The following is a 16,557-nucleotide window of genomic DNA, read 5'->3' as shown; positions in this document are numbered from 1 at the left end:
GCGTTGCGCAAGTATAATGCGTCAGCCGAGTTCGCTAAGCGCCTTGTCGACCCCATCGATCGTGAACGGCTTGGCGAGGCGCGGGCGTTCGCGGTGCGTCGGCGCGATCTCCTCGCCACCGCCGCCGGTCGCGAAAACGAACGGGATGTTGCGCTCGGCAAGGGCGTCGGCGATCGCGAAGCTCTTCTCGCCGCCGCGCAAATTGACGTCGAGGATCGCGGCGTCGAAACCGCCCGCCTCGACCAGCGGCAGTGCGGAGGCAACGCTGTCGGCAGTGCCGGCGTGTTTCTTGTCGAGCGCGTCCAGGAAGTCCTCGAGCATCATCGCGATCAACGGTTCGTCTTCGACCAAAAGCACACGCATCGTCATGGCGATACGCCATAGCGCGCTTACGCAGAGGCGCAACCGCTCTCACGCGTCGGTGCGCGACGCCTCCTCCTGTGCGACGAGCACGTCGCGGGTCGCCTCGGCGAGCTGCTGTACCGAGAAGGGCTTGGGAAGAAAGGCGACATTGTCGAGGTCGATCGACCGGCGCAACTGTTCCTCGGCATAGCCCGACATGAACAGGATCGGGATGTCGGGGTGAATTTTCCGGAGCTGCCGCGCGAGCGTGGGCCCATCCATCAGCGGCATCATCACGTCGGAGATGACCAGCGCCGGCCGATCGACTCCCTGCATCAGCTCCATCGCCGCTTCGCCATTCTCCGCGGCGAGCACGGTATAGCCCTGCCGCGCCAGTGCGCGTTCCGCGACCGCGCGGACCATGTCCTCATCCTCCACCAACAGGATGGTGCCGCTACCCCACAGATCGCCCGAGCGATGGCGGGCCGCCTGCTTGGCCTGCGCCGCGGCGGTGACCGCATCGGTGACCCCGGCGGTGTGGACGGGTAGATAGATGGTGAAGGTGGCGCCCTGCCCCGGGCGCGAATCGGCGAAGATGAACCCGCCCGATTGCTTGACGATGCCGTAGACGGTCGACAGGCCCAGCCCGGTGCCCTTGCCGACCTCCTTGGTGGTGAAGAACGGCTCGAAGATCTTGGGCAGCACGTCGGGCGGGATGCCGGTGCCGGTGTCGGAGATTTCCAGCGCGGTATAGTCGCCGGTCGGGATGATGTCGCCACGACGGCGGATTTCGGCGATCGGCACCGATCGCGTCTGGATCGTCAGCTTGCCGCTGTTACCGGTGCTGAGCATCGCGTCGCGTGCGTTGACAGCGAGATTGACGACGACCTGCTCCAGCTGCCCGGGATCGGCGCGCACCGGCCCCAGATCGCGGCCATGCTTGACCTCCATCGTCACCGTCTCGCCCATCAGCCGGCGAAGCAGGTTGGAGACTTCGGAAACGACGTCCGGAAGCTGCAACACCTGCGGACGCAACGTCTGCTGGCGCGAGAAAGCGAGCAACTGGCGCGTCAGGCTGGCGGCGCGGTTGGAATTGTTGCGAATCTGCAGAATGTCGTCGTAATCGCTGTCGCCTGGCGAGTGCCGCATCAGCATCAGGTCGCAATGGCCGATGATCGCGGTGAGGATGTTGTTGAAATCGTGCGCAACACCGCCGGCGAGCTGGCCGACGGCCTGCATCTTGGTCGCCTGTGCGACCTCGCGTTTCAGCCGGTTCTCCTCGCCATTGTCCTTCAGGCTGAGCAGGACGACCGCGTCCCCCAACCCGCGCGCCGCGGCGATCGACAGGGCGACCGGCTCGTCGGGATGATCCTTCAGCCGCACCGCGAGATCGGTCGAGCGCGCCGCAGTACTGGCGAAGCGACGGATCGCATCGGCGACCGCGGTCTTGTCCTCGCGGACGACCAGATCGCCCGGATAGATCGGCGGCGCGGTGGCATCGACGTTCGCGGCGCGCGCGAAGGCGCTGTTCATCTGGAGGAAGCGTCCTTCGCGATCGACCAGCGCGACGCCGAACGGCATCAGCATCAGCAATGCCTCAATACCATCGCCCGACCCACCGCCAAGCGGCGGCTCGCTGTCGACCAGCGCGACCAGGATCGGCGCTTCCGGATCGTCGGCGAGCGGTATCTGCACCAGCCGCAACGGATTGGCCGCCGCGCCTTCCGAGACGAAGCGCACCAGCCCGGCCTGATCCTCCGCCAGAAAGCGCGCGAGATCCTCGCCGATGATCGGTTGATCGGGCGATGACGCTGCACGGGTCTTGAGCACCGCATTGGTGGAAATGACATAGCCCTCGGCCGTGATGAGCGCCGCCATCACCCCCGCCGCGCCGAGTTGTGCGCCGAGCAGGCCGTCGAGCGCCTCCATCAGCCGCGCCGGCAGCCCCGGCGAGACGGTCCGCCCCGCGAAGCGCCAGACCAGCACGTCCTGCTGCTGCCCGGCGCGGGTGATCGTCGCCTCGATCGCGCCGACATTGCCCTTCAGCGTGACGCGCGCCTGCCCGTCGCGCCATGCGGTGCGCCCGGCGACTTCCAGTTCCCCCGCGCCGTCACCCGCCAGCGGCAGCGACGGCGGGGTCGGAAAGCCGGCGAACAATTGTTCGTAATGATCGTTCGCGCACACCAGCCGCCCACTGCGATCGGTGATCGCCACGCCATCGGGGCTCGACTCCGCCATGACGCGCAGCAATTCCCAGTCATAGCTGATCGAGACCGGCTCCCGGCCCGCCCGTCGCATCCGCACGATCGCGGCGCCCACGCCCGCCAGCACCAGCGCCGCCGCGAGGAAGCCGCCCGCGACCGTCGCATCGCCGACCAGCCACAGGATCAGCGCGGCCGCGGCCAACCCGGCGATCCCGGCGATCGCCAGTGCGGCGACTCCGCCGTCGAGCCACCGGCGTTTCCTCTCGATCGTGGCGAGCCGCATCACCGTCGTTCAGCCGATCACCAGATCCGCACCCGCGCGTCGGGCGCGAGATACAGTTTCTGCCCCGGCTGCGGATTATAGGCCGAATACCACGGGTCCATGTTGCGAACGATGTTGCCGCGCTGTTCCGAGGGCGCGTGCGGATCGGTGAGCAGACGCTGACGCAGATTGGCCTCGCGATAATTGCGGCGCCAGACCTGCGCCCAGCCGAGATAGAAACGCTGATCACCGGTGAAGCCGTCGATCACCGGCGCGGGCTTGCCACCCAGCGTCGCGACATAGGCGTCGTGCGCAGCGGCGAGTCCGGCAAGATCGGCGGAATTCTCGCCCAGCGTCAGTTCGCCCTTCACGTGCATCCCCGGCAATGGCTCATAGGCGTCATATTGCTTTACCAGCCGTTCGCTCAGCGCCTTGAACTTCTGGACGTCGGCATCGGTCCACCATTGCGTCAGCCGGCCCTTGGCATCGTATTTCGCGCCCTGATCGTCGAAATGGTGGCTGATCTCATGCCCGATCACCGCGCCGATCCCGCCGTAATTGACCGCCGGGTCGGCCTTCGGATCGAAGAAGGGCGGCTGGAGGATCGCCGCCGGGAAGGTGATCGCGACCAGCCCGAAATTGGCCTGCGCGTTCACCGTCATCGGCGCCATGCCCCACTCCCAGCGGTAGATCGGCTTGCCGAGCTTGGTGACATTGTAATCGTGACGCCACTGGTTGGCGCGCAGCATGTTGCCGAATGCGTCATTGGCGCGAACCTCAAGGTTCGAATAATCGCGCCACTGGTCGGGATAGCCGATCCGGGGGGTGAAGGCGGCGAGCTTGGCGAGCGCCTTCTGCTTGGTTTCGGGCGCCATCCAGTCGAGCTTCTCGACGCGGCGGCCGAGCGCGGCGAGCACGTTCTTGACCATCTCGTCCGCCGCCGCCTTGGTCTCGGGCGGAAAGTAGCGCGCGACATAGACCTTGCTGACCTCGTCGGTCAGCGCCTCCGAGGTGAAGCTGACGCCGCGCTTCCAGCGCTCGCGCTGCTGTGGCGTGCCGCTCAGCACCGTGCCGTTGAACGCGAAGCTCTCCGCATCGATCGCCTTGGGCAGCACGTCGGCAAAGCCGTCCAAGCTGCGCACCAGCAATTGGTCGCGCAGCACCGCGATCGGGGTGGCGGCGATCAGCTTGGCGGTGCCGGCGATCGCGGTCGGCTGCGCGACGATCAGCGTCGGCGCGCTCGCCTTCTCCGCCTTCAGGAAGGTCGCGAAGTCGAAGCCCGGCGCGCTCTGCCGCAATTGCTCCAGCGTCATCTTGTTATAGGTCTTGTCGGCGTCGCGGCTGTCGATGCGCGTCCAATGGACGCGCGCCAGCTCGGTTTCGAACGCCACCAGCGCGGCAGCGCGCGCCTCGCCGTTCGGCTCGCCTGCCAGCGTCAGCAGCTTGGCCAGATGCGCCTGATAGGCGGCCTTGGTCTGCATCAGCTTGGCGTCGGTCGACAGGTAATAATCGCGGTCGGGCATCCCCAGCCCGTTCTGCATCAGATTGACCGCATAGGTGTCCGGGTCCTTGTCGTCCTGCCCGACGTACAGGCCGAACGGGATGTCGACGCCGTTGCGATCGGCCTCGGCGAGCAAGGCTGGGTAGCCGGCCTTGTCCACCTTGCGGATCTTCGCCAGCCACGGCTGGATCGGCTTCAGCCCGGCATTCTCGATCGCGTTCGTGTCGAGAAAGGCGGCATAGGCCGCCCCGATCTTCGAACGCGGATCGCTTTTGGCGCCTTCGAGGATCGCGCGGGTGCGCTCGCGCGACAGATCCTGCAGCACGTTGAACGCGCCATAGTTCGACTCATCGGCGGGGATCGTGGTGTTCTTCGCCCAGGTGCCGTTGGCGAAGCCGTAGAAGTCGTCGCCCGGCTGCACGCTGCGGTCCATGCCGGCGGCGTCGAAGCCGAACGTGCCATAGGTGGGGCCGTCCGCCGCGGCGGAGGGTGCGCTCGACGCGGGCGGTTGTTGCTGCGTGGACTGCGCGATCAGCGCGGCGGGAACCAAAGCAAACAGGGACGTGACGGTGACAGCAAGGAAACGCATTTACCAGGCATCCTTCGGGAAAGCCGCGAATGCCGGGTTTGTAACGAGCCGTGACCGCGTGTGCTAGTTACCGTGGTGACGGTGCCGCCACTTCCGCGCGATCCACAGCCGCCACATCAACGCCGCCAGCCCGTAGCCGAGCAGCGCCCCGACCAGCGAGCACACCACCATCCCGACCGCGGTCGCCGGGCCGACGTCCTGCAGGAACCAGTCGACCCAACCGGGCGCCGCTTCCACCGCGTCGCCCAGCGGCTGTCCGGGAACGGCGCGATCGAGATGGAGCAGCCAGCCGCCGACCTTGTAATACATCACGAACAGGAACGGCGTGGTCAGCGGGTTGGTGAAGAAGGTGGTGAGCGCGGCGGCCGGCACGTTTGCCCGAACCGGCAGCGCCAGCACCGCCGACGCCGGGATCTGCCCCATCGGGATCAGGATGCCGGTGAACATGCCCAGCGCGACCCCGCGCGGGACCGAGCGGCGGGTGAAGCGCCACAATTCCGGCGCGAGCACGCGGTGCGCGACCGGGCGCAGCACGCGGCTGTTCTCCATCGACTCGCGCGTCGGCAGATTGCGGCGGCTCCATGCCGCGAGACGTTCCCACAGGGTCACCGGTCGGGTCGCCACGCTCAGCCGTGATCGCGCATGATGCGGCCGGCCTCGCGCTTCCAGTCGCGCTCCTTGATGTGCTCGCGCTTGTCGTGCGCCTTCCGCCCCTTGGCGAGTGCCAGTTCCACCTTCGCGCGCCCTTGCCCGTTGAAGTAGACGGTCAGCGGGACCAGCGTCATGCCCTCCCGCGCGACCGCGCCGTGCAGCTTGTTTATCTCGCGCTCATGAAGCAGCAGTTTACGCGGCCGCTTGGGTTCATGGTTGAAGCGGTTGCCATGGCTGAATTCGGGGATGTTCGAATTGACCAGCCACACCTCGTCGCCCTTCACCTCGGCATAGCTTTCCGCGATCGAGCCCTCGCCGAAGCGCAGCGACTTCACCTCGGTGCCGGTGAGCACGATCCCCGCCTCATAGGTGGTGTCGACCGCATAATCGAAACGGGCGCGGCGGTTCTCGGCGACGATCTTCTTCTTGTCGAAGGTGGCGGGTTTGGGACGCGGCATGGGGGCGATGTAGGCGCGACCGGCGCGGGGGGCAAACGGCTAACGCCGAGATTTTCCGAGTGGGATCTTTAGCCGGATCATCGCGCGGTTACATTGTACGCCGCTCACGCTTGCTCCTTCGACCTCCGAGGCAAGCATTAACCGCTTCCCACTCCGTCATCCCGGACTTGATCCGGGATCCCGCTTTTTACACCTGTCGCGAAGAAGCGGGGCCCCGGATCAAGTCCGGGGCGACGAAGAAACGGAGTGTCTCGATCAAGGTCGATTAGCGCCTCCGAAAGAACGTGATGGTCTATCGGCCGCAACTTCGAAGAGGGTTCGTCATTGCGAGCGCAGCGAAGCAATGACGGAAGTCTCATGTCAGAGGCCCGCGCGCTCCAGCCCGGCGTCGACCGCGGCGCGGCTCGCCTCGGACGGCCAGGTCATCGGCAGGCGCAAGCCATCGGGGAAGCCGGGGCGCACCTTGGTCATCGCGTATTTGACCGGGCCGGGCGAGGCGTCGGTGAACAACGAGGTGTGGATCGCGAACAACCGGTCATGGAGGTCACGCGCGGTCGCGTAGTCGCCGGCGGCACAGGCGCGCTGGAAGTCGGCGCACAGCCGCGGCGCGACATTGGCGCTCACCGAGATGCACCCCACTCCGCCATTGGCGTTGAAGGCGAGCCCGAGATCATCGTTACCCGACAATTGGCAGAAATCACCCCCAAGCCCGACGCGGTGCTGCGTCACGCGGGTCAGCACGCCCGAGGCGTCCTTGACCGCGACGAACACCTTCGGAAACGCCGACACGATGCGGATCAGCGTTTCGGGCTGGATGTCGGTAACGGTGCGCGCCGGAACGTTGTAGAGTACCACCGGCAAGGGTGCATCGGCGGCGAGTGCCTCGAAATGACGATAGATCCCTTCTTGCGACGGACGGTTGTAGTAAGGCGGGACCATCAGCGCGGCATCGGCCCCGGCCTCGCGTGCGGCGTGCACGTTCGCGGCGGCGACACGCGTGTCGTTCGACCCCGCGCCCGCGATCACCGGCACGCGCCCCTTCGCCTGATCGACGCAGACGCGGACGATCGCGAACTGCTCCTCCTTGGTCAGCGTCGCCGCCTCGCCGGTGGTGCCGCAGGGAACGAGCGCGGACGAACCCTCGGCGATCTGCCACTCGACCAGATCGCGATACGCCGACTCGACGAAATCGCCCTGCGCGTCGAACGGCGTGACCAATGCCGGGATGGAACCTGAGAACATGAGACGAATTTGCTCCTGACACGCGTTTGGGGGACGCCGTTCAGCGCAGATACGGCTAGGGCTGCTATGCTGTCCACCACGGGCGTCGGTCAAAAACAGTGAAGGCGGGTGCGTTGATCCTTTTCGTTGCAGCAGCAGGAACCCTGGCGGTCGTCGCCGGGCAATATGGCGCGGTGCCCGCGACCCAGCCGGCGCAGCCCCCGGCCGCGGCCGCCCCGCTGCCGGGCATGGCGCAGCCGGTCGCGCAGTGGAAGGCGCTGCAACAGACCGACGCGCTGCCGTTCGACAGCTATTTCTCGTTCATCAGCGCCCACCCCGGCTGGCCGGGCGAGGCCGGGTTCCGGCGCACGCTGGAGCGCAAGGCGGCGACCGATCCGAACACGCCGGTGACGAGCGTTGCGGCGTTCTGCCGCCGCTGGAAGCCGTTGACCGCGGCGGGCTGGATCGCCTGCGCGCGCGCCTATCAGGCGACCGGCTCGAGCGTCGACGCCCAAGTGGCGGCGCGCACCGGCTGGCGGCTCGGCAACCTGTCGCCGCAGGACGAATCGACCGTGCTGACCCAGTTCGCCAGCGCGCTGTCCCCCGCCGACCATGACGCGCGCACCGACGCCTTGCTGTGGCAGGGCGCGACGAGCAGCGCGCAGCGGATGCTCGCCTATACCAGCGAGGCGGCGCGCCCGCTGTTCACCGCACGGCTGGCGTTCCGCAGCAATGCCGAGAACGCCTCGGCGCTCGCCGCCAGCTATGACGCGATCGGCGCACGCGATGCCGGCTATATCGCGGACAAGGCGATGTGGCTGCGCAACTCGGGCGCTAGCCCCAGCGCGCGCGGCTGGCTGGCGCGCACCCGCACCGGCATGACGCGGCCGGGCAATGTCGAGAAATTCTACGAGGCGCTGCTGGTCAACGCCCGCGCGGCGGCGGCGGACGGCCAGTGGCAGACCGCCTATGACATCGCGCGGCAGATCGACGACGCCTATCCGGCGGGCACCGACGTTTCGACCAAGCCCTATGGCGAGCGCGACGATTATACCTCGCTGGCATGGTTGGCGGGTCAGGCGGCGATGAAGCTCGGCCGGCCGGCGGACGCGCGCGCGATGTTCGAACGCTACGGGCTGGGCAGCCAGTCGCCGCAGACGCGCGCCAAGGGGCTGTACTGGGCGGCGCGCACCGCCGAGCAGGCGCGCCAGCCCGACGCCAACGCGCTGTTCGAGCGCACCGCCGGCTATCGCGACCAATATTACGGCCAATTGGCGATCGAGCATCTCCGCCGCCCGCTGACCGCGCCCCCTGCCCCGCCGACGCCGGTGATCGCTCCGGCGGCGCGCTCCGCCTTCTATGCACGCGAGGTGGTGCGCACGGCGCAATTCCTCGGGCAGGCCGGCCAATATCAGGACCAGACCGCCTTCGTGAAGCAGATCGCCGCCGACGCGACCAGCGACACCGACCATTATCTGGCCGACGAATTGTCGCGCGCGATCGGCCGCCCCGATCTCGGCGTGCTGCTCGGTCGCAGCGCGATGCAGAACGGGCTGACCGAATATAGCGCCAACGGCTTCCCGACTGTCGCTGTGCCGAGCGGTTACGAGGCGGAATGGCCGATGATCCACGCGGTCGCGCGGCAGGAAAGCCAGTTCGACCGGATGGCACGCAGCCCGGTCGGCGCGAGCGGGCTGATGCAGCTGATGCCCGGCACCGCACGCGAGCAGGCGGGCAAGCTCGGGCTCGGCTACGATCCGCTGCGGCTGACCAGCGACACCAATTACAACATCCAGCTCGGCTCGAGCTATTTCCAGCGCATCTTCGCGCTCTATGGCAGCTACCCGTTGGCGATCGCCGCCTATAACGCCGGGCCGGGGAACGTGAACAAATGGCTGCGCGCCAACGGCGATCCGCGCACCGGCACGGTCGACGCGGTCGACTGGGTCGAGGCGATCCCGTTCGGCGAGACGCGCAACTACGTGCAGCGGGTGCTGGAAAATGCGGTCGTCTACGACCTGATGAACCCGGCGCGCGCCAAGAGCCGCGGACCGAACAATCTCAGCTGGTATCTCGGACGGTCGCGCGGCGGATGATCGATCGTCCCAATTACCTGACGCCGGCCGGCTATGCGAAGCTGCGCGCGGAGTACGAGCAGCTCTTCGCCACGGATCGCCCGGCGTTGGTCGAGACGATCAGCTGGGCGGCGGGCAATGGCGACCGGTCGGAGAATGGCGACTACATTTACGGTCGCAAGAAGCTGCGCGAGATCGACCGGCGGCTCGGCTGGCTGTCGAAGCGGATGAAGGCGGCCAAGGTCGTCGACCCGGCGCAGCAGCAGGATCGCGCGCGCGCGTGGTTCGGTGCGACGGTGACGATCGCCGACGAGGACGACAACGAACGCGTGCTGACGCTGGTCGGCGACGACGAGGCCGACGCGGGCGCAGGCCGCGTGGGCTGGAATGCGCCGATCGCGCGGGCGTTGCGCGGCGCGGCGGTCGGTGACCTGCGGCGGGTGATGCTGCCGGCGGGCGAGCGGGAATATGAGATCGTCGCGATCGCGTATCCGGCAGTGGCGGGATAGCGGGCTGGGCCCCCCGCTTCATCCCGTCATCCCGGACTTGATCGGGGATCCCGCTTTTTACCTCGGCCGACAAGAAGAAGTGGTGCCCCGGATCAAGTCCGGGGCGACGAACGGGGGTAACTCTATCGATCCGGCAACGTGCGGATTTCGCACCTATCGGACGCCCTCCGACGGTTGCGATTGACCCAGCCCCTCCCGCAGCCGATGCAGCGCACATGGCTGCCGACGACAATCCCAACCGCAACATCGCGCTGCTGATCGACGCCGACAATGCGTCGTGGCAGGCGCTCGACCCCGTGCTGACCGCGCTCGCCGAATTTGGCCGCGTCAACGTGCGCCGTGTCTATGGCAATTGGTCCAAGGAGGGGCTGAAAGGCTGGCGCGAGATGAGCGTCATGCACGGCATCGAGCCGCAGCAGCAGTTCGACCTGACGCGCGGCAAGAACGCCACCGACATGAAGATGACGATCGATGCGATGGACCTGCTCCACCGCGGACGCGTCGATGCGTTCGGGATCATGTCCTCGGACAGCGATTTCATGCCGCTCGCCACGCGCATCCGGCAGGACGGGCTCGACGTCTATGGCTTCGGCAACAGCAATACGCCGGCGGGGTTCCGCAACGCCTGTACGCGGTTCATCGACGTCAATGCCCTGTTGGAGACGACCAAGCCCAAGCGCGCGCGGCGGGTTGAGGTGCCGATCGGAGAATCGGTACCGCCGCCGATCGGCGTGACGACGACGATGCCGGCGCCTGCCCCGGCGGCGACCCGGCCGGCCGACGATCCCGAATTGCTGCAATTGCTTCACGACGCGTATGATTCGTTGAAGCCCGACGCCAAGGGGTTCGTGCGGCTCTCGGCACTGGGGCAGCGCGCCGCGAACCGGTCGAGCTTCGACGTGCGCAATTATGGCTATAAGCGGCTGTCCGATCTGGTCGATGCGATCCCGTCGATCGATGTGGATCGGCGCGACAATCACGTATTGGTACGATGGAAGGATTGATGATGCGGCTTACCCTTGCGCTGGCGCTGGCCGCGACGATCGCCACGCCGGCGCTGGCGGAGGACGCTTCGCTGCAGCGGCTGTCCGATGATGTGCGGGTGCTGGCGTCGCCCGAATATGGCGGGCGCGCGCCGGGAACGCCGGGGGAGAAGAAGACGCTCGACTGGCTGGTCGCGCGCTTCACGGCGCTGGGGCTCCAGCCGGGCGGGCCGGACGGGCAATGGCTCCAGAAAGTGCCGCTGATCCACACCCGCGTCGCGCCCAGCGCGCGGATGACGATCGGGCGCACGATGCTGATGCAGGGCAAGGAGATTGCGGTCACGACGGTGCGCGATGCCGCGACGATTTCGATCAAGGACTCGCCGATGGTGTTCGTTGGCTATGGCGTGTCCGCGCCCGAGGCCGGGTGGGACGACTTCAAGGGCATCGACCTGCGCGGCAAGACGTTGGTCTTCCTCGTCAACGACCCCGATTTCGAGGCGCAGCCCGGCGACGACGCAAAGGGCAAGTTCGGCGACCGCCGCATGACCTATTACGGGCGCTGGACCTACAAGTTCGAGGAAGCGGCGCGGCGCGGGGCGGCGGCGGCGCTGATCGTCCACGATACCGGCGGCGCGGGCTATCCGTGGTCGACGGTCAACGCCTCGAACGGCGAGAATTACGACATCGTCCGCGCGGCGAGCGACTCCCGCGTGCCGCTGCAGGGCTGGATCGACCATGACGTGGCCGACCAGCTGTTCGCCGACGCCGGGCTCGATCTCGCCAAGCTGCGCGTGGCCGCGCGCTCCAAGACGTTCCGCCCGGTGGCGATGAAGCCGCGCTTCTCGGCGGCGGCGCGGGTCGCGGTCGAGCGGATCGAGAGTGCCAACGTGCTGGCGAAGATCCCCGGCACGAAGCGCCCCGACGAGACCGTAATGTTCGCGGCGCATTGGGACGCCTATGGCGAGGGGCCGGCGGATGCCGCGGGCAAGACGCTGCGTCCGGGCGCCAACGACGATGCGCTGGGGACGGCGGGCGTGGTCGAGCTGGCGCGGTTGTTCAAGGCCGCACCCGCGCCGGAGCGGACGCTGGTGTTTGCGCTGTGGACCGGCGAGGAGCGTGGGTTGCTCGGCTCCGAACATTATGCGGCGCATCCGGTCTATCCGCTCGCCAAGACCGCGGCGAACCTGACGCTCGACATCCTCCAGACCGCCGGCCCGGCGAAGGACGTCGTGCTGGTCGGACAGGGGCAATCCTCGCTCGACGGGCTGCTGGCGGACGCGGCGCGTGCGCAGGGGCGCGTGGTGACGCCGGAGACGTTCAGCGAGCGCGGGCTGTTCTACCGCGCCGATCATTTCTCGGTGGTGCGGCGCGGGGTGCCGTCGCTGCTGCTGATGGCGCTGGGCGGCGCGGCGGACCTGCGCAACGGCGGGCGTGCGGGCGGGCAGAAGTGGCTCGACGATTACATGGCCTGCTATCACAAGACCTGCGACGCGTGGGACGCCGGGTGGAAGCTGGACGGCGCGGCGGCCGACGTCGACCTGTTCCATGCGATGGGTGAGCGGCTGTCCAAGGCAGGCGTGTGGCCGACGTGGAGCGCAGGGAGCGAATTTCTCGCGCTGCGCGGGAAGAGCGCGGGGGAGCGGAAATAGCGGCCGGTACAGTTCTCGAACGGCTACGGGAGCGAAATTGATCTCGTCGCCCCGGACTTGATCCGGGGCCCCGCTTCAGGGGCGGACCCGGAGGTAAGAAGCGGGGCCCCGGATCAAGTCCGGGGCGACGACGGGTTGGTAGATCAGCCCTATCGGGCATCACCACTGCGCACGTCGAGGATCTGCTATCGGCGTGCCCGCTCGCCCGAGCAACCGACGAGATCGAAGAATTGCCGGACCGGGAAGGCGGTATCGTGCGAGCCTCCGCTGTCGGGGAGCAGGAAATGAGCAGGCGCTCGCTGACCCAATCGCGGCGCGGCATTAGCGACGACATAACGCGCGTCGGTGCCAATAAACTGTCGGTCACCGTGAGGCCGTGGGCCGCCGTCAGGGTCCGGCGGATGCCAGCCGGGTGCATCAGGGTCTTCGGTCGACGCAATATTCTGAAGGCCATCCGTCCCGCCATCCCACGGCAACCACCAGGAGGTCGTCTTTGCCCTCACATCATGCACTGTAAGCACGATGCGGTTCGGCCATTCATCACCGCTCTCGATATAGCGGAAGACGCCGGTCACTTCGGGATGATGCCGTAGCGTGTAGCGCGCTCGTTCGACCGGACAGCTATGGAGCGCAACGGCGGCCAGCGTGATTAACACGATCATCGGCTCGATCCTCCGCACGCCCTAAGCACGATGCTATGCCGCGGCAGAGCGCGCTTCAATGGTCGGTCGCCGTCGTGGGCCGCCTGAGGGAAGGAACGGAGCGCTCTCGCGCCCCGCCCCTCGCCCCGATCAGCGCGTCAGCTTCTTGTACGCCAGCCGCGTCGGGCGGTCGGCGGCGTCGCCCATGCGGCGGCGCTTGTCTTCCTCGTAGCTCTCGTAATTGCCCTCGAACCATTCGACATGGCTGTCGCCCTCGAACGCGAGGATGTGCGTGCAGAGCCGATCGAGGAAGAAGCGATCGTGGCTGATGACGACCGCGCACCCCGCGAATGTCTCCAGCGCCTCCTCGAGCGCACGCAGCGTCTCGACATCGAGGTCGTTGGTCGGTTCGTCGAGCAGCAGGACGTTGCCGCCCTCCTTCAGCATCTTGGCCATGTGGACGCGGTTGCGCTCACCGCCCGAAAGCTGGCCGACCTTCTTCTGCTGGTCCGGCCCGCGGAAGTTGAACGCGCCGACATAGGCGCGGGTGCCCAGTTCCTGCTTGCCGAAGCGGAACACCTCCAGTTCGTCGGAGATTTCCTGCCAGACGTTCTTGTTCGGATCGAGATCGTCGCGGCTCTGGTCGACATAGCCGAGCTTGACGGTCGAGCCGACTTCGATCGTGCCGGCATCGGGCTGTTCCTGCCCGGTGATGAGCTTGAACAGCGTCGACTTGCCCGCGCCGTTCGGCCCGATCACGCCGACGATGCCGCCGGGCGGGAGCGTGAAGTCAAGGTTCTCGAACAGCAATTTGTCGCCGTACGACTTGGTCAGACCCTTCGCCTCGATCACCTTGCCGCCGAGCCGCTCGGGAAGCTGGATCAGGATCTGCGCCTTGCCGGCGACGCGATTCTCCTGCTTCTCCATCAACTCGTCGAAGGCGCGGATACGAGCCTTGCTCTTGGTCTGGCGCGCCTTGGGGGTCTGGCGCATCCACGCCAGCTCGTCCGCGATCGCACGCTGGCGACCCGCTTCGTCGCGCTCTTCCTGCTCGAGCCGCTTGGCCTTCTTCTCCAGATAGCCCGAATAATTCGACTCGTAGGTATAATAGCGCCCGCGATCGAGTTCGAGCACCCAGTTCACGACATTGTCGAGGAAGTAGCGGTCGTGGGTGACGAGGATGACGTTGCCGGTATATTCCTTGAGGAAATTCTCCAGCCACGCGACGCTTTCGGCGTCGAGGTGGTTGGTCGGTTCGTCGAGCAGCAGGATGTCGGGTTTCTCCAGCAGCAGACGACAGAGCGCGACACGGCGCCGCTCACCGCCCGACAGCTTGCTGACATCGGCGTCGCCCGGCGGGCAGCGCAGCGCTTCCATCGCCACTTCGAGCTGATTGTCGAGCGTCCAGCCGTCGACCGCGTCGATCTTGGCCTGGAGGTCGCCCATCTCCTCCATCAGTGCGTCGAAGTCGGTATCGTCCTTCGGATCGCCCATTTCGGCGGAGATGGCGTTGAAGCGATCGACGAGGTCCGCGATCGGGCGCACGCCATCCTTGACGTTGCCCATCACGTCCTTCGACGGATCGAGGTGCGGCTCCTGCGCCAGATAGCCGACGCGAACGCCCTCGGCGGCCCACGCCTCGCCCTGGAAATCGGTGTCCATCCCCGCCATGACCTTCATCAACGTGGACTTGCCCGCGCCGTTGGGGCCGATGATCGCGATCTTCGCGCCGGGGATGAACTGCAGGTGGATGTTGTTCAGAACGGGCTTGTTCGCGCCCGGGAAGGTCTTGGTCAGACCCTTCATGACATAGGTATACTGGACGGCCATTGGGCGCGCGGCTCCGTGACAAGAGAGGGTGCGGCGAAAAAATCGTTGGCGCGCATGTAAGCGCAGCCCGCGCCGTTGGCAAACCGCTCCGCGCCGGTTACGCCCCCGGCCATGAAGCACTTGATCCCGTTGACGATCGCCCTGCTGCTCGCGGCACCTGCCACCGCCGCGCCGCGGACCGCCCCGCCCACCCCCGCCACGGTCGATCCGCAGGTCGCCGCGCTGCGCGACGCCGCGCTGAAGGACGATGTCGCCTATGACATCGTCGAGGGGCTGACGACCGAGGTCGGGCAGCGCCTGGCCGGCACGGAGGCCGAGGCGCGCGCGCGCGACTGGGCGGTGAAGAAGTTGACCGCGCTGGGGTTCAGCAACGTGCGAGCCGAGCCCTATCGGATGCCGGTATGGATACGCGGCGAAGAAAGTGCCGAGATCGTCGCGCCGGTGCCGCAGAAGCTGGCGCTCGCCGCGCTCGGCAATTCGGCAAGCACGGGGCCGCGCGGGCTGACCGCCGAACTGGTGGTGTTCCCATCCTACGTCGAGTTCGCCAACGCCCCCGCCTCCGCGATAAAGGGCAAGATCGTCTATATCGGCAATGCGATGCAGCCGACGCAGGATGGCTCCAGCTACGGCAGCAGCGGCACCGCACGCTTCACCGGCCCGGCGCTGGCATCGCAAAAGGGCGCGGCGGCGATCGTGATCCGCTCGATCGGGACCGATGCGCACCGCCTGCCGCACACCGGGGTCACCAATTTCGAGGCGGGCGTGAAGCCGATCCCGGCCGCGGCGCTCGCCGCCCCCGATGCGGCGCTGATCGAGCGGCTGGCAAAACGTGGGCAACCGATCGAGCTGAAGCTGTTGCTCACCCCGAAGATGATCGGGGAGCGCGAATCGGGCAATGTCATCGCCGAGGTGCCGGGCACCGATCCGGCGGCGGGCGTGGTGCTGGTCGGCGGGCATCTCGATAGCTGGGACCTGGGTACCGGCGCGATCGACGACGCCAGCGGCGTGGCGATCACCGCTGCGGCGGCCAAGCGGATTATGGACAGCGGGCAGCGGCCGCGCCGCACGATCCGGGTCGTGTGGTTCGGTGCCGAGGAAGTCGGCGGGTTCGGTGGCGCCGAATATGCCCGGCGCCACGGCACGGAGCGCCATGCCACCGCGTCCGAAAGCGACTTCGGCGCGGATCGCGTCTGGCGCTTCGAGACGCAATTCCCCGACAGCGCCAAGGCGGTGAGCGCACGACTGGCCAGCGCGCTCGCCCCGCTCGGGATCGTCGCGGGATCGGGTAGTGCCGGCGACGGCACGGACATCGCCCCGACGATCGCGACGGGAGTGGCCGGCGTCGACCTCAACCAGTCGGGGTTGCGCTATTTCGATACGCATCACACGCCCGACGACACGCTGGAGCGCGTCGACCCCGAACAATTGCGCCAGAATGTCGCGGCATGGACTACGATGCTCGCAATCGTCGCGAACGCGCCCGAGGAGATCGGGCCGGTTGCACGGCCGTGAAACCCGCATGAAAGGTGCGCCGCGACGGGTCACCATTCGTCGCAACCTTTCGCAAAGGTGAATTTTGCTTATTGACCCCCCCGGTTGGTAGGGTATTGCGAGGGTTCGCGACGGCGCTGGGGTCGGG

The 16,557-nt window shown here is 67.3% G+C and carries 13 protein-coding genes; 5 read left to right on the top strand and 8 right to left on the bottom strand.

Annotation, left to right across the window (positions count from 1 at the left end; all coding sequences use genetic code 11):
* Positions 1-21: 21 nt before the first annotated feature.
* From PGN16_RS04485 to dapA, 6 genes are all read right to left on the bottom strand, one after another.
* Positions 22-369, bottom strand: coding sequence for a response regulator (locus PGN16_RS04485; protein ID WP_335308197.1), 348 nt, complete (start codon positions 367-369; stop codon positions 22-24).
* Between the two features lie 42 nt (positions 370-411).
* Complete coding sequence (locus PGN16_RS04480; RefSeq protein ID WP_335308196.1) at positions 412-2,829, bottom strand: ATP-binding protein; 2,418 nt, start codon at positions 2,827-2,829, stop codon at positions 412-414.
* Positions 2,830-2,846: 17 nt separating this feature from the next.
* On the bottom strand, positions 2,847-4,898 hold the full coding sequence (locus PGN16_RS04475) for a M13 family metallopeptidase (protein ID WP_335308195.1): 2,052 nt from the start codon (positions 4,896-4,898) through the stop codon (positions 2,847-2,849).
* Positions 4,899-4,961: 63 nt separating this feature from the next.
* The gene (locus PGN16_RS04470; protein WP_335308194.1) at positions 4,962-5,522 is read right to left on the bottom strand and encodes a DUF2062 domain-containing protein; all 561 of its coding nucleotides are present in this window, start codon (positions 5,520-5,522) and stop codon (positions 4,962-4,964) included.
* Positions 5,523-5,524: 2 nt separating this feature from the next.
* Positions 5,525-6,007 (bottom strand): SsrA-binding protein SmpB, encoded by a 483-nt coding sequence (gene smpB / locus PGN16_RS04465; protein ID WP_335308193.1) that lies wholly within the window; start codon positions 6,005-6,007, stop codon positions 5,525-5,527.
* Positions 6,008-6,367: 360 nt separating this feature from the next.
* Entirely contained in the window at positions 6,368-7,249 is an 882-nt protein-coding gene (gene dapA, locus PGN16_RS04460; protein ID WP_335308192.1) for a 4-hydroxy-tetrahydrodipicolinate synthase, read from the bottom strand.
* Positions 7,250-7,362: 113 nt separating this feature from the next.
* Here dapA and PGN16_RS04455 point away from each other — a divergent pair, with 113 nt between their 5' ends.
* The 4 genes from PGN16_RS04455 to PGN16_RS04440 all read left to right on the top strand — a co-directional run bounded on the left by PGN16_RS04455 (position 7,363) and on the right by PGN16_RS04440 (position 12,447).
* Entirely contained in the window at positions 7,363-9,324 is a 1,962-nt protein-coding gene (locus PGN16_RS04455; RefSeq protein ID WP_335308191.1) for a lytic transglycosylase domain-containing protein, read from the top strand.
* A complete protein-coding gene (greB, locus tag PGN16_RS04450; protein ID WP_335308190.1) occupies positions 9,321-9,812 on the top strand; it encodes a transcription elongation factor GreB in 492 nt (163 codons plus the stop codon). Before PGN16_RS04455 ends, greB begins: the two co-directional genes overlap by 4 nt.
* Positions 9,813-10,027: 215 nt before the next feature.
* Positions 10,028-10,816, top strand: coding sequence for an NYN domain-containing protein (locus PGN16_RS04445; RefSeq protein WP_335308189.1), 789 nt, complete (start codon positions 10,028-10,030; stop codon positions 10,814-10,816).
* Positions 10,816-12,447 carry a M28 family peptidase gene (locus PGN16_RS04440; protein WP_335308188.1) on the top strand — a complete coding sequence of 544 codons (1,632 nt, stop codon included), beginning with the start codon at positions 10,816-10,818 and terminating at the stop codon, positions 12,445-12,447. The genes PGN16_RS04445 and PGN16_RS04440 overlap by 1 nt, the downstream gene beginning before the upstream one ends.
* 185 nt (positions 12,448-12,632) lie before the next feature.
* On the opposite strand, the gene PGN16_RS04435 is transcribed toward PGN16_RS04440, so the two are convergent.
* Positions 12,633-13,109: a hypothetical protein gene (locus PGN16_RS04435; protein ID WP_335308187.1), complete on the bottom strand. Its 477-nt coding sequence runs from the start codon at positions 13,107-13,109 to the stop codon at positions 12,633-12,635.
* Between the two features lie 129 nt (positions 13,110-13,238).
* On the bottom strand, positions 13,239-14,918 hold the full coding sequence (ettA, locus tag PGN16_RS04430; RefSeq protein WP_335308186.1) for an energy-dependent translational throttle protein EttA: 1,680 nt from the start codon (positions 14,916-14,918) through the stop codon (positions 13,239-13,241).
* 111 nt (positions 14,919-15,029) lie between these two features.
* Between ettA and PGN16_RS04425 the strand changes: the two genes are divergently transcribed.
* A complete protein-coding gene (locus PGN16_RS04425; RefSeq protein ID WP_335308185.1) occupies positions 15,030-16,430 on the top strand; it encodes a M20/M25/M40 family metallo-hydrolase in 1,401 nt (466 codons plus the stop codon).
* Positions 16,431-16,557: the final 127 nt, after the last annotated feature.

The sequence above is a fragment of the Sphingomonas phyllosphaerae genome, assembly GCF_036946485.1.
Classification (GTDB): domain Bacteria; phylum Pseudomonadota; class Alphaproteobacteria; order Sphingomonadales; family Sphingomonadaceae; genus Sphingomonas; species Sphingomonas phyllosphaerae_E.
This window is presented reverse-complemented; position numbering and strand designations above follow the sequence as displayed.

Excerpts from the sequence above, each read along its gene's own strand:
- PGN16_RS04485 (WP_335308197.1), bottom strand. The coding sequence starts at position 369 with ATGACGATGCGTGTGCTTTTGGTCGAAGACGAACCGTTGATCGCGATG.
- PGN16_RS04480 (WP_335308196.1), bottom strand. The coding sequence starts at position 2,829 with ATGCGGCTCGCCACGATCGAGAGGAAACGCCGGTGGCTCGACGGCGGA.
- PGN16_RS04475 (WP_335308195.1), bottom strand. The coding sequence starts at position 4,898 with ATGCGTTTCCTTGCTGTCACCGTCACGTCCCTGTTTGCTTTGGTTCCC.
- smpB (WP_335308193.1), bottom strand. The coding sequence starts at position 6,007 with ATGCCGCGTCCCAAACCCGCCACCTTCGACAAGAAGAAGATCGTCGCC.
- dapA (WP_335308192.1), bottom strand. The coding sequence starts at position 7,249 with ATGTTCTCAGGTTCCATCCCGGCATTGGTCACGCCGTTCGACGCGCAG.
- greB (WP_335308190.1), top strand. The coding sequence starts at position 9,321 with ATGATCGATCGTCCCAATTACCTGACGCCGGCCGGCTATGCGAAGCTG.
- PGN16_RS04445 (WP_335308189.1), top strand. The coding sequence starts at position 10,028 with ATGGCTGCCGACGACAATCCCAACCGCAACATCGCGCTGCTGATCGAC.
- PGN16_RS04440 (WP_335308188.1), top strand. The coding sequence starts at position 10,816 with ATGATGCGGCTTACCCTTGCGCTGGCGCTGGCCGCGACGATCGCCACG.
- PGN16_RS04435 (WP_335308187.1), bottom strand. The coding sequence starts at position 13,109 with ATGATCGTGTTAATCACGCTGGCCGCCGTTGCGCTCCATAGCTGTCCG.
- ettA (WP_335308186.1), bottom strand. The coding sequence starts at position 14,918 with ATGGCCGTCCAGTATACCTATGTCATGAAGGGTCTGACCAAGACCTTC.
- PGN16_RS04425 (WP_335308185.1), top strand. The coding sequence starts at position 15,030 with ATGAAGCACTTGATCCCGTTGACGATCGCCCTGCTGCTCGCGGCACCT.